Here is a 12,475-nt window from a genome sequence, read left to right as displayed (position 1 = left end):
GCCCGCGGGCGACCGGATCAACGAGGATTCACCCGCGGGCGAATCGGGGCGGGTCAGAACTCCGGGGTGCTGTACCAGGCCATCGGCGCCTGCTCGACGTCGTCGCGGGTCACGGTGCCCTCGATCAGGCCGTACGGGCGGTCGGCGGCGAAGAAGACCTCGTTGTCGTTGGCCAATCCGAACGGTTCCAGATCAACCCGGAAGTGGTGCTTGTTCGGCAGCGACAACCGCACTTCCGCCACGTTCGGATGCTGCTTCAGCACTGATTCGCCCATCGCGTACAACGTCTGCTGCAACGCGTAGCTGTGCGTCGTCGCGAACGCCTCCAGCAACGTCGTGCGGACCGAGTCGAAGCTCGCCGCCCAGTCCACGTCGGTGCCCAGGTGGCGCCAGCGCGCCGTGACCGCCGTGGCGAGGATGCGGTCCGAGGTCTCCGGCAGCGTCGTGTACTCGTCCTTCGGGTAGCCCCAGAACTCCGAGCCGGTGGACTTCAGCACCACCAGGTCCTTCAAGCCCGTCACCACGTGCGCGGTGCCGCCGTCGAAGGTGACCGCGGCGGTGCGCTTCTCATCGCTGCCGCGCCGGAACGAGTGGTCGTGGCCGGAACCGCCGACCTCGATGCGCTCCCACGCGTGCTCCTCGACGAGGATTCGCGCGCCCCGCACCGGTTCCTGGGTGTCGACGAAGTGCTTTCCCAGCCGCAGCGCGAAATCCTCGATCTCGCCGACCGGGGCCTGCTTCGCGAACGCGTAGGCGGTGTTCTTCTGGGTGTCGGTCGGCAGCACGTTCGCGTTGTCGCCCGTGTGGTGGGTGGAGTCGAACTCGCCGCGCAGCGACGTGCCGATGGTGAGGTCGCGGATGCCGTGGCGGTCGCCGTCGCGGTCCACCGCGACGAGCCGGATCTCTGCCTTGCCGTACTGGTTCGGTCCCAACACGATGCCCATCGGGCGATCAGCTCCCTCGGTAGGTGGAGTAGGCGAACGGGCTCAGCAGCAGCGGAACGTGGTGGTGCTGAGCGGGATCGGCGATGCGGAAGGTGATCTGCACCTGCGGGTAGAAGGTGTCGGTGCCCCGCGCGGCGAAGTAGGCGCCGATGTCGAACGTCAGCCGGTAGTCGCCCGCCGGGAGCGCGTCCGGGCCGAGGTCGCCGATGCGGCCGTCGCCGTCGGTGACGCCGTCGGCCACCAGGTCCGCGCCCTCCAGCCGGACCGCGATCCCGGCGGCCGGGCGGCCCAGCGCCGCGTCCAGCACGTGCGTCGTGACGGCGCTCATGCGATCACCTTCTCCAGGCGCAGCAACGCGATCTTGCGCAGCTCGTCGGCCACCACGCCCAGTTCGGTGCGCGGATCGTTGTGCATGCGGGAGCGCAGGACCTCCAGCAGCTCCGCACCGCTGCGGCCGCTCGCGCACACCAGGTACACGTGGCCGAACCGGCGTTCGTACTCGGCGTTCTCGGCGCGCAGCGCGGACTTCAGCGCATCATCGCCGAAGTTCACCCCGGACTGCTCGGAGCGGGACCAGGTCGAGGACGTGTCGTGGCCGTCGGCCCGCTCGCCGATCCTGGGGTGCGCGGCGAGCGCGGTGTGGATCTCGTCGGAGGTGAGTTCGCGGGCGGCGGCATCGGCTCGGGCTAGGACGTCCGCGGCGGTCGCGTAAGGGCGGGCGTCGGAGAGCCGCTGCGCCCAGCGCGGGACGTCGAGGCAGGCTCGCAGTTCCAGCAGGAGCTCGGTCTTGGGCAGGCCGTTGAACCGGTCGGGTGCTGACATGGTGTTCCCATCGCGCTCGGATGAGACGAAAAGCTACGACCAGCACCCAGTGGTGTCAACACTTTGTTGAAGTTGCAGGTGGGGGAGGCTGTTATTCGCGGTTCAGATAGTTGTAGACCGTGAACCGGCTGACTCCGAGGGCCTTCGCGACCGACTCCACCGACTTGCGCAACGTGAACGCGCCGCGCTCCTCCAGCAGCCGCACCGCGCGCTGCTTGTCCGCCCTCGGCAGCTCCGGCAGCGCCGCGCCCAGCTCTGCCTCCACCTCGGCGATCAGCCGGTCCAGGGCGCTGGTCAGCTCCGCGCCCGGCAGGCGGACGGCGACGGCGGGCTCGCCCTCCCAGTACAGCAGCACGTCGCTCGGTTCCCGGTCCTCGACGGGAACCGAGGTGGCGCCGAGCTGCGCCAGCAACGGCGCGATCGCGGAAGCGAGCGGATGCACCCGGACAGCGTAAGGACTCCGCGCCACCCGGTCGCCCACCGGTGTTCGGAGCCACCAAGGATCGGCCGCGCACCCAGCCGGCCCCGCGGTCACCTTGTGGACTACTCGGGAGATCTCGCGAGAAATTGAACCACCCGAACGAGGCGAGCCCGTCGCTTCACGGCCGCGAGGCGCACGTTGAACAGGGGGAACGAGTTGTCCACAGGGGTGTACGACACGCGGGGCGCGTTCAACTTCTCGCGAAATCGCGGGTGTCCCCGGAGGTGGTCAGGTCTCGTCGACGGTGACCTGGAGGGTGATGCGGTGCGCGCCCGAGGCCAGCGCTGAATCGAGGACGCGGGAGATCGCGGGCAGCACCGCGTCGCGGGCCCCGGTGACCGACGTGCCCAGCGGGCCGAAATCCGGTTCCAGTCCCGCCTCGCGCAACCGGTCCCGCGCGGCCAGCGCGTGCTGCGGCGGCTCGCCCTCGCCGTGGAACGGTTCGGTGGTGAACTCCGCGGTGACCTGCGGATCGGTCGGATGCATGCGGGCCTCCGGAAGGAGCGGGTGCCGGTGCGCACACTGTACGGGCCGGAGAACACCGGCCACCCCGCAGCCGGAAGCGGTGCCGCGCAGGGCATCCCAGTCCGCTGAACGCGACCGGATGGGGTTCCGCTGATCGGGCGAGTCGGGTGGAATGTGCGGGTAACCACCGTGAGCCGAGGGAGAGCGCTGTGCCCGGTCCCGTCCTGATCGCGCCGGACAAGTTCAAGGGGTCGCTGACCGCCCCCGATGTCGCGAGCGCGCTCGCCGCGGGACTGCCCGGGGTGGAGGTGCGGCTCGCCCCCATCGCCGACGGCGGCGACGGCACCGTGGAAGCCGCCATCGCCACCGGATTCCGCCGCATGCAGGCGCGTGTCACCGGCCCGGTGGGCGCACCGCTCACCGCCGAGTTCGCGCTGCGCGACGACACGGCCGTCGTGGAACTCGCCTCCGCATCCGGGCTGGCGCTGCTGCCCACGCGGGAACTCGCGCCGATGACCGCCTCCAGCTTCGGCACCGGGGAGCTGATCCGCGCCGCGCTCGACGCCGGAGCCCGCACCATCGTGCTCGGTGTCGGCGGCAGCGCCTGCACCGACGGCGGCGCGGGCATGGTCGCCGCGCTGGGCGCCCGGTTGCTCGCCGACGCCGGGCGGCCGCTGCCGCCGGGCGGCGGGGGGCTCGTCGAGCTCGCCGAGGTCGACCTCTCCGGGCTCGATCCGCGCCTGGCCGAAGCCGACATCGTGCTCGCGTCCGATGTGGACAACCCGCTGCTCGGGGAGCACGGCGCCGCGCACGTGTACGGGCCGCAGAAGGGCGCCGACCCCACCCAGGTCCGGCTGCTCGACTCCGCGCTGCGCAGCTGGTCCGGTGCCGTGACCCGCGCGGGCGGGCGCGAAGCCGCCGCCGAACCCGGCGCAGGCGCGGCGGGCGGAGTCGGCTACGCGGCGCTCGCCGTGCTCGGCGCGCGGCAGCGACCCGGTGCGGACCTGGTGTTCGAACTCGTCGGCTTCGACGCGGCGCTGCCCGGCGCCGCACTGGTCATCACCGGCGAAGGCTCGGTGGACGAGCAGACCCTGCACGGCAAGGGCCCCGCCGTCGTCGCCGAACGAGCGGCGGCGGCCGGAATCCCCGTCATCGCCGTCGCCGGGCGCTGCACGCTCGCGCCGGAACGCCTGCGGGAAGCGGGATTCGCCGACGTCTTCGCCCTCACCGACGTCGAACCCGACCCCCAGCGCTGCATCCGGGAAGCCGCATCCCTGCTCCCCGTCCTCGCCGGGCACGTCACAGCGAAGTGGCTCGCCTGAGCGACTGACCGGCACCGCTGCACCAGGCTGGAACGAGGGCCGACGCCAGCGTGAACGGACCGTTCGTCCGGACGGGGCGGTCCGCCCACGTGCACCCGACCGCATCGGGCACGCCGATGTCGGGTGCGGTGGGGTGGTGGCTTCCTAGCGTGGTGAGCACGAGGGAAGGAGATCCCGGTGCTGGAGCGGTTGAACGAGGCCTTGGAGCACATCGAGGCGCACCTCGACGAGCAGCTGGACCTGGCCGAGGCGGCGCGGATCGCGGCGACGTCGGAGCACCACTTCCGGCGGATGTTCTCCGCGCTGGCGGGGATGCCGCTGTCGGAGTACGTGCGGCGCAGGCGGCTCACCCGCGCGGGCGCCGAAGTGCTCGGCGGGACGCGCACGCTGCTCGACATCGCGGTGCGCCACGGCTACGGCTCCGGTGAGGCGTTCGCGCGGGCGTTCCGCGCGATGCACGGCGTCGGGCCCGGCGAGGCGCGGCGCGACGGTGCCGTGCTGCGTTCGCAGCAGCGGATCTCCTTCCGGCTCATCGTCGAAGGGAGCAGCGACATGCGATACCGGATCGCGCAACGGGACGAGTTCTTCATCGTCGGCAAGAAGGCCAGGGTCCCGCTCGTCCACGAGGGGATGAACCCGGCGATCGTCGAGCACGTCCAAGGCATCGGCGCGGACGAGCTGCGGCGCATCGCCGCGTTGTCCGACCAGGAACCGGCCGGGATCATCGCGGCCACCGACGACCTCGACGAGAGCCGGGCGGAAGGGACCACGCTCGACTACCACCACGGGGTGGCGGCGAGCGCCGCCGGTCCCGATGACCTCGACTCGCTGCGCGTGCCCGCCGGGACGTGGGCGGTGTTCGAGAGCTCCGGGCCGATGCCGCAGTCGATCCAGTACCTGTGGCGGGACGTGTTCACCCAGTGGTTCCCGTCGAACCCGTACCGCAGCAGGCCCGGCCCGGAACTGCTCAGCACCCGGCTCTCCGAGGACGGCGAGCACGCCGACGCGGAACTCTGGATCCCGGTGGAACGCGCCGAGGGCTGACCGTCAGGGAACCCGGAAACCGCGGAAGGTCACCGGCTCCAGCATCGTGAAACCGAGGCGTTCGTAGAGCGCGATGGCGGCGGTGTTGGAGTCGGTGACGTGCAGGAAGGGGCGTTCGCCGCGGGACCGGATGCGGGCGGCGAGCGCGCGCACCAGGCGAGCGGCGTGGCCGCGGCCCCGGGCCGCCGGGGCGGTGCAGACGGCGCTGATCTCCGTCCAGCCGGGCGGCCGGAGCCGTTCACCCGCCATGGCGACCAGCGCGCCGTGCTCGTCGCGGACGCCCAAGTAGGTGCCGAGTTCGCGGGTGCGCGCCCAGAACGGTCCCGGCTCGGTCCGGGCGACGAGGTCGAGCATGTCGGCGACGTCGCCCGGACCGAGCTCCACCGCGGATGCGGGCTCGGCGTCCGCGACGCCGTCGGCGGGGCCGACCATCCGCCGCGCCGGGAGGGAGAAGACCGGTTCCCACTCCGGTGGCGGCGTCGCCGGGCTGCTGAACAGGTCGGCGAGCGCCCCGCTGCCGAGCAACCGGGCCAGGTCCGCCCACTCGGCCGCGCCCGCATCGGCGGGCACCGCCGCGAACGTCGTGACGTCCGGCAAGTAGGTCGCGGCCGAACCGACCCGGCGGGCCAGGTGGGCGTGGTGGCCGCGCAGCGACTCGCCGACCGGATCGTCGAGCGCCCTGACGTCGCTGTCCACCACCGGCCCCTCCCCGTTCGGCACGTCAGTTCACGACGATGGTGTCCACGGGAAGGTCGGGCGCGGCGGCGAGGTCCAACGGCGACGGCTTCGCACCCGAGGCGACGACGTGCGCGCCGAGCGCGGCGATCATGGCGCCGTTGTCCGTGCACAGCCGGGGCTTCGGCACCCGCAGCGTGATGCCCGCCGCCGCGCAGCGCTCGGCGGCCAGCGCCGACAACCGCGAATTCGCCGCCACACCACCGGAGATGACCAGCGTGTCCACCCCGAGGTCCTGCGCGGCGCGCACGGCCTTCGCGGTGAGCACGTCGGCGACGGCCTCCTGGAACGAGGCGCACACGTCGGCGACGGGGACCTCCCGGCCCGCCCGCTGCTCGGTCTCCACCCAGCGGGCCACCGCCGTCTTCAAACCGGAGAACGAGAAGTCGTGCCGCGAATCGCGCGGGCCGGTGAGCCCGCGCGGGAACGCGATCGCCTTCGGATCGCCCTGCTGCGCCAGTTTGTCGATCGGCGGACCACCCGGATAGGGCAGGTCGAGAATGCGGGCGACCTTGTCGTAGGCCTCCCCGGCGGCGTCGTCGATCGTGGACCCGACCTGCGTGATCCGCTCCGCGACGCCTTCCACCAGCAGCAGCTGGCTGTGCCCGCCGGAGACCAGCAGCGCCAGGCACCGCGACGGCAGCGCCCCGTGCTGCAAGGTGTCCACGGCGACGTGCCCGCCGAGGTGGTTCACCCCGTACAGCGGCACGTCCAGCGCCACCGAATAGGCCTTCGCCGCCGCGACGCCGACCATCAGCGCCCCCGCCAGGCCCGGCCCCGCGGTCACCGCGATGGCGTCCACATCGGACAGTTCGAGTCCGGATTCGTCGAGTGCGCGCCGCATCGTCGGCGTCATCGCCGTCAAGTGCGCTCGGCTCGCGATCTCCGGAACCACCCCGCCGAAGCGGGCGTGCTCGTCGACGCTGGAAGCGACGGCATCGGCGAGCAGCTCGACCGAGCCGTCCGCGCCGAGCCGCACCAAGCCGACACCCGTCTCGTCGCAAGAGCTCTCGATGCCGAGCACGATCCGGTCGGTGGTCACGACGGACCACCTCCCTCCGCGGTGGGGGAATCGGCCGCGGGCCTGCGCATCGTGTGCGCGTCCGCGCCCGAAGGCTGGTAGTAGCGCTTGCGCAGGCCGACGATCTCGAACCCGTGCTTGCGGTACAGCGCGATCGCCGGGTCGTTGTCGGTGCGCACCTCGAGGAACGTGGTGGCGCGGTGCTCATCGGCACGGGCCAGCAGCCTGCGCAGCAGCGCCGCGCCGACGCCCCGGCCCTGCTGCGCCGGGTCGACGGCCATCGTGTGCACCTCGGCGTCCACCTCCGGCGGCTTGCCCGCCAAGGACAGGCCCGCGTAGCCGATCAAGTTCTCGTCGGCGTCGTAAGCACCCAGGTAGTAGTGCCCGCGATCGATCTCGGCCACGAACGACTCCAGCGACCACGGGTCGTCACCGGGGAACAGGACCTGCTCCAGCTCGGCGCACCGCTTCAAATCGCTGCGGCGCAGCTTCGCCACGAACGGCGCGCTCATGCCGTTCCCCGCCGATCATCCGGGCTGACCTGCTTGCGCGGGCCCGGCGCGGTGGCGTCCGGGCGCCGCAGGTACATCGGGACCGGCGGCGTCGGCTCCGCGCCGCTCTGCAGGTCGTGGCGCGCCGCGGCGACCAGGCCCGTGGGAGTCGGGTACTCGGTGCCGAGCACGTCGAGCCCGAAGACCTCGCGGTGCGGCGCCGCCATCTCACCGACCGCGAAGTCCAAGTCCAGCCCGTCGATCTCAGCGGGCACGTCCGCCGGCCGGTGCACGTGCGGGCCCGTGAGCCGCTCGCGATCGGCGCCGTAAGCGGCCCAGTAGACCTCCTTGCGCCGCGCGTCCGTCGCGACGAGCAGCCGCAAACCGCCGGCCGAAGCCCCCGACACCGCGGCGCCGGGCTCACCGATGTCGGCGACGACGCCCTGACCCGCCGCGCCGTCCGGGACGGCGGCGGCGATGGCATCGAGGCTGCACACCGGGTGCACCGGCACGTCCAAGGCCTGCCCGAGCGCGGCAGCGGTGACCATGCCCGCGCGCAGCCCGGTGAACGGCCCCGGCCCCGAGCCCACCACGATCGCGTCCGCATCGGCGAGCCGGTGACCGGCCTCCGCGACGGCCGCCATCAAGTGCGGCGTGAGCAGTTCGCCGTGCGCCCGCGCGTTCACCGTCACGCGTTGCGCGAGAGGCCGGGGCCCGCCGCCGTCCAAGGCGACCAGTCCAGCGGTCACCGCAGGCGTAGAAGTGTCCAACGCAATGACGAGCACAGCGAAAAAGACTACGTCAACGCTGGTCACCAGGGTTTCCGGGGTGCTGCTCCACGAGAACCTCGCGGCCGAAGGCCGTGCCTAGCGGCGAAGCCGTGCAGTGGACGAGCGAAGCGAAGTCTGCCTTGCGGCCGAAGGCCGTGCCTGTATTCGCGCAGCGAATAGCCCACGTCCAAAGCCGACCACCGGCGGGTTCTCAGTGGCTTCCTCGCGAGGACAGCTTTTTTCCTCGTGGCGGAGCCACTTGGAAAAAAGATCCCGCAGCGAGGAAGCCACTGAGGTTCCGCTACCCGGACACCCGAGCAGAACGAGCCGTGGAAGCACTCAGTAGAGACGACCTTCCACCGCGCCACTACAACCACATGCCCGAACCGGGGAAGGCTTGAAAGCCGCTCCACACGCCCGACCGCGCGACTCCCCGATCAGCTGGGCCGTAGGACGACGGACGTCGTGTGCGGGACGTCGGCTCGGACTCGGTACTGGTCCTGGACCGGGACGGGGGTGTCGCCGAGGCCGGTGACCGCGCCTACGTGCAAGGTCACGAAGGGGTCCTGGCGCAGTTGGTGGGCGAAGTCGGTGCGTTCGGTGTTGGAGTGCCGTTCCGCCGCGACCGCCAAGTCCTCGCCGGACACCTGGAGCCCGCCGTCGGGGCCGGACAGCAGCGCCCACGCCGTGCCGATCTTCACGCCGTTGTCCTGCGGCGGCAGGAAGTCGAACCACTGCTCGTCCACCGTCGACGACCAGCGCCCCACGGGCTGCGAGTGGAACCGGTCCGGGTAGGACTCGCCGGGACCGCGCCCGTACCAGTCGAAGTCGGTGAACGACTCCGGCAGCCGCAGCGCGAACCCGGCCCTCGGCAGCCACGGCAAGGCCCTCGTGAGCGGCCCGAACGCCTCCACCGTGTGGTCCAGGGCGACCGCCCCGGACCCGTCCACGGTGTAGGTCCAGCGGCTGCCGAACCCCTCACCGGGCACGTCCGGCGCGGCCGAACGGGTGTCGATGGTGATCCGCGCCCGGCCGTCCGGCAGCGCGGTGGCGTCGAAGCCGAGGACCTGCGTGACCAGGCGGTCCAGCCCGGCCGCGCGGAACTTCGCCTCCGGTTCGATGCCGCTCCAGTCGCTCCACTCGTTGCCCGTCGGCGCCCGGAACACGTCCAGCTCCGGCCCGGCGACCAAGCGCTGCACGCCACCGGAGTCCATCGAGCTCAGCGCACCCGTCCGCTCGTCGAACTCGTAGCGGAAATCAGGCCCGGACACGGTGGCGCCGTCCACGGAGACCCGGCCGGGCGTCGAACCCTCGACGGGTGCGGGCGCCGGGTCGGTGCCGCCCGCGGGCAGCTGCTCGGCCGACACCACGTGACCCGCGGGCAGGCTCGGGGCGTCGGCGCGTTGCCGCGCCCGCAACTCCAGGAACCGCTCCGTCTTCCCCGCCTGCGGCAGGTCCAGCCGCACCTGCTCCGCCCCGCCCGCCGGGACCTCGACGTCGAGGGTGCCGCTCGCGAGTTCCTCGCCCGCCTCCACCAGCCGCCAGCTGAGGTCGTAGGCCGCGGTGGACAGCGTGTGGTTCAAGTTGCGCACGGTGAACCGGCCCGGTGCCCCCGCGTCCTCGAACCGAACCGGGGCGTGGCTGTAGGCCAGCTGCGCCAGCTCCGGCTGCGGCGTGCGATCCGCGTTGATCAGCCCGTTGGCGAGGAAGTTCGACGAGCCGTAGTCGTGGAAGGTGCCCTGCTGCCGCTCCTCGTCGAAGTTCAGCGCCAGCGCCGCCTCCCGCGCCGGATCGGCCGCGAGCTCCGCATCGCTGAGCGCCCGGTCGTAGATCCGCGCCGAGTCCACCACGGCGTGCGCGGTGCGGCCCGCGAACGAATCCGCGTGCTTCTCCTGGTTGCGGCCCACCGACACGGTGTACATCGTGTTCGACGCGATCTCGCCGGAGTACGGCTGCGCCGCGACCTCCTCGCCGTCGATCAGCAGCCGCACCTGCGACCCGTCGTAGACGCCGGTGAGCCGGTGCCACTTCCCCCACCAGTCGTCCGGCACCTCGACGCGGGCCGTGTGCCACGAATCCTCGCCGTAGACGAAGAACTCGACGTGCCCGGCGTCCGGCATCTGCAACGCCCACTGCTTGTCGCCCTTGGACAGGTACGTGCCCGATCCCTGCCAGGACAGCGGTTTCACCTGGACGTCCAAGGTGACGGCCTTGCCGGTGATCTCCAGCGCCGGATCGCGGTAGGCCTCCGCCCAGTCGTCCAGCCCGGACAGCTCGACCGCCTGCCCGGACACGCCCGGCACCGGCTTCGGATCGCCGCCGTAGTGCACCGGGACGTCGTTGCCGGAGGAGTCCGGCGCGATCCGCAGCGGCCGCACCAAGCCCTGGTCCACCCAGTCCCACACGAAACCGCCCTGCAACGACGGGTCCTCGCGGATGGTGCGCCACATGTCCTCGTAGTGCCCGAGGCTGTTGCCCATCGCGTGCAGCCACTCGCCCATCACGACCGGCTTCGTCGTCCGCTCCGCGATCTCGCGCAGGTGCTTCGGCGACGGGTAGCGCGGCCCCCACACGTCGGCGAACGGCGCGTCGCCGTCGGGGGAGTTCGACTGGTGGTACAACGGCCGCGTCGGATCGGTGGCGTGCGCGTGCTCGGCCATCGCGTAGTGCGCGGCGCCCAGCCCCGCCTCGTTGCCGGTGTCCCACATGATCACGCTCGGGTGGTTCTTGTCCCGCTCCAGCAGCGCCTCGAACCGGTCCGCGAACGCCGCCTGCCACTCCGGCCGGTCGGCGAGGCAGTCCTGATCGCCGGTCGCCGTGCAGTCCTCGCGGTAGTGCGTCTCGACGTCGACCTCGTCGGCCAGCAGCAGGCCGTTCGCGTCGGCCAGCCGGTACCAGTACGGATCGTTCGGGTAGTGCGACGTGCGCACCGCGTTGACGTTGTGCTGCCGCATCAGCGCGACGTCCTCGCGCTGCCGGTCGCGGCTCACGGTGCGGCCCGTCTCCGGATCGTGCTCGTGCCGGTTCACGCCGCGCAGGTCCACCGGTTTCCCGTTGAGCAGCAACTGCTCGTCGCGCACCTCCACCTCGCGGAACCCGACGGGCTGCTGCGTGGTGTGCACGACCCGGCCCTGCGCGTCGGCGAGCTGCACCACCGCCGTGTAGACCTCCGGCGTCTCGTCGCTCCACAACCGGGGCGCGCGGACGCGGCGGTCCAGCTCCACCGAGGCGCCCGGACCGGTGACGTCCACGCCCTGCGCGAACCGGTCCACCACGCGGCCCTCCGGGTCGTGCAGCGCGACCCGCACCTCGTGCGCGCCGACCGTGCCCGCGTCGTTGCGCACGTCCACGCCCAGCCGCACCGTCGCGTCGGTGTAGGCGTCGTCGAGCTCCGTGCGGATCGTGACGTCCTCCAAGTGCGTGCGCGGCACGCTGTAGAGGTGCGCGTCGCGGAAGATCCCGGACAGGTGCCAGAAGTCCATGTTCTCCAGGTAGCTGCCCGAACCCCAGCGGTGCACCTGCACGGCGATCGTGTTGCGGCCCGGCGCGAGATGATCGGTCACGTCGAACTCCGCCGGGGTGTAGCCGCCCTGGTCGTAACCCACGTAGCGGCCGTTGACCCACACGAACCAGCCGCTCGTGGCGCCTTCGAAGCGCAGCAGCTGCCGTCGGCCGTCCCAGTCGTCGGGCACCTCGAACTCGCGCACGTAGGCGCCGGTCGGGTTCACGTCGTCCGGCACGTTCGGCGGGTCGTAGGGCGCGACCTCCGACGGCACGTTCCGGTAGATCGGGCGGTCGTGGCCCTGCTGCTGCCACACGCCCGGCACCTCGGTCTCCGGCCAGTCCGCGCGGCCGTGCTGCCACCCGGCGGGCAGGTCCCGGTGGTGGTCGGCGTAGCCGAAGTGCCACGGGCCGTTCAACGGCAACGTCCACGGCGTCGGCTCGTCGGCCGCCGCGTCCAAGTCGTCGCGGGCGGCGCGCAACGCCTGCTCCGCGTCGGCGTAGGGGCGCAGCAGCGCGTGCGGCCGCTCCTGGTTCTCCCCGGTGCGCTCCGGATCGTCCAAGTAGGACTCGACGGCCGCCGGATCGCTCGGGCCGTCCACCGGCGCGGCCTGCGCGGGCGGGCTCAGCAGCCCCGCCGCGACGAGCAGCACGGCCAGCGACGTCAACGCCCGGACGCGGGCGGACTTTCCTGCCGGGATGAGCTGGGGGTGGCGCGCGGACCGCATGAGCCCTCCGTTGGTGCCCGATGCTGCGAGTGTTCTGTTGTGGAAGGCCGAGCCTTCGCCGGGTGATCCTGGCCGTCCCGGGCAAACCGGTCAACGGCCGTTCGTGATCTCCGCCCGAACAGCCCAGCTCCGCCGAACGGCCCAGCGCACA

12 protein-coding genes are annotated in these 12,475 nt (G+C 72.2%); 2 read left to right on the top strand and 10 right to left on the bottom strand.

The window, feature by feature from the left end:
• Window positions 1-53: 53 nt before the first annotated feature.
• The 5 genes from pucL to BJ969_RS25425 form a co-directional block, all read right to left on the bottom strand.
• Window positions 54-944 carry a factor-independent urate hydroxylase gene (pucL, locus tag BJ969_RS25445; RefSeq protein WP_184483093.1) on the bottom strand — a complete coding sequence of 297 codons (891 nt, stop codon included), beginning with the start codon at window positions 942-944 and terminating at the stop codon, window positions 54-56.
• A 7-nt stretch (window positions 945-951) separates the two neighbouring features.
• Complete coding sequence (gene uraH / locus BJ969_RS25440; RefSeq protein ID WP_184483091.1) at window positions 952-1,272, bottom strand: hydroxyisourate hydrolase; 321 nt, start codon at window positions 1,270-1,272, stop codon at window positions 952-954.
• Window positions 1,269-1,766, bottom strand: a complete 498-nt coding sequence (uraD, locus tag BJ969_RS25435) for a 2-oxo-4-hydroxy-4-carboxy-5-ureidoimidazoline decarboxylase (RefSeq protein ID WP_184483089.1) — start codon at window positions 1,764-1,766, stop codon at window positions 1,269-1,271. Before uraD ends, uraH begins: the two co-directional genes overlap by 4 nt.
• 91 nt (window positions 1,767-1,857) lie before the next feature.
• Complete coding sequence (locus BJ969_RS25430) at window positions 1,858-2,208, bottom strand: helix-turn-helix domain-containing protein (RefSeq protein ID WP_184483087.1); 351 nt, start codon at window positions 2,206-2,208, stop codon at window positions 1,858-1,860.
• 267 nt (window positions 2,209-2,475) lie between these two features.
• Window positions 2,476-2,733 carry a thiamine-binding protein gene (locus tag BJ969_RS25425; protein ID WP_184483085.1) on the bottom strand — a complete coding sequence of 86 codons (258 nt, stop codon included), beginning with the start codon at window positions 2,731-2,733 and terminating at the stop codon, window positions 2,476-2,478.
• A 188-nt stretch (window positions 2,734-2,921) separates the two neighbouring features.
• On the opposite strand from BJ969_RS25425, the gene BJ969_RS25420 reads away from it, so the two are divergent.
• The gene (locus tag BJ969_RS25420; RefSeq protein WP_184483084.1) at window positions 2,922-4,034 is read left to right on the top strand and encodes a glycerate kinase; all 1,113 of its coding nucleotides are present in this window, start codon (window positions 2,922-2,924) and stop codon (window positions 4,032-4,034) included.
• A 177-nt stretch (window positions 4,035-4,211) separates the two neighbouring features.
• Window positions 4,212-5,078 (top strand): helix-turn-helix domain-containing protein, encoded by an 867-nt coding sequence (locus BJ969_RS25415; RefSeq protein WP_184483082.1) that lies wholly within the window; start codon window positions 4,212-4,214, stop codon window positions 5,076-5,078.
• Window positions 5,079-5,081: 3 nt separating this feature from the next.
• On the opposite strand, the gene BJ969_RS25410 is transcribed toward BJ969_RS25415, so the two are convergent.
• The 5 genes from BJ969_RS25410 to BJ969_RS25390 form a co-directional block, all read right to left on the bottom strand.
• The gene (locus tag BJ969_RS25410) at window positions 5,082-5,777 is read right to left on the bottom strand and encodes a GNAT family N-acetyltransferase (protein WP_184483080.1); all 696 of its coding nucleotides are present in this window, start codon (window positions 5,775-5,777) and stop codon (window positions 5,082-5,084) included.
• Between the two features lie 22 nt (window positions 5,778-5,799).
• Window positions 5,800-6,855, bottom strand: coding sequence for a tRNA (adenosine(37)-N6)-threonylcarbamoyltransferase complex transferase subunit TsaD (gene tsaD / locus BJ969_RS25405; RefSeq protein ID WP_184483078.1), 1,056 nt, complete (start codon window positions 6,853-6,855; stop codon window positions 5,800-5,802).
• Entirely contained in the window at window positions 6,852-7,346 is a 495-nt protein-coding gene (gene rimI / locus BJ969_RS25400) for a ribosomal protein S18-alanine N-acetyltransferase (protein ID WP_184483076.1), read from the bottom strand. Before rimI ends, tsaD begins: the two co-directional genes overlap by 4 nt.
• Window positions 7,343-8,110: a tRNA (adenosine(37)-N6)-threonylcarbamoyltransferase complex dimerization subunit type 1 TsaB gene (tsaB, locus tag BJ969_RS25395; protein WP_184483074.1), complete on the bottom strand. Its 768-nt coding sequence runs from the start codon at window positions 8,108-8,110 to the stop codon at window positions 7,343-7,345. Before tsaB ends, rimI begins: the two co-directional genes overlap by 4 nt.
• A gap of 422 nt (window positions 8,111-8,532) precedes the next feature.
• The gene (locus BJ969_RS25390; RefSeq protein ID WP_184483072.1) at window positions 8,533-12,324 is read right to left on the bottom strand and encodes a glycoside hydrolase family 2 TIM barrel-domain containing protein; all 3,792 of its coding nucleotides are present in this window, start codon (window positions 12,322-12,324) and stop codon (window positions 8,533-8,535) included.
• Between the last annotated feature and the right edge of the window lie 151 nt (window positions 12,325-12,475).

This window comes from Saccharopolyspora gloriosae (assembly GCF_014203325.1).
In the GTDB taxonomy this organism is placed as follows: domain Bacteria; phylum Actinomycetota; class Actinomycetes; order Mycobacteriales; family Pseudonocardiaceae; genus Saccharopolyspora_C; species Saccharopolyspora_C gloriosae.
Note: the sequence above shows the minus strand (reverse complement) of the source record. Positions and strands in the feature narration are given on the sequence as shown.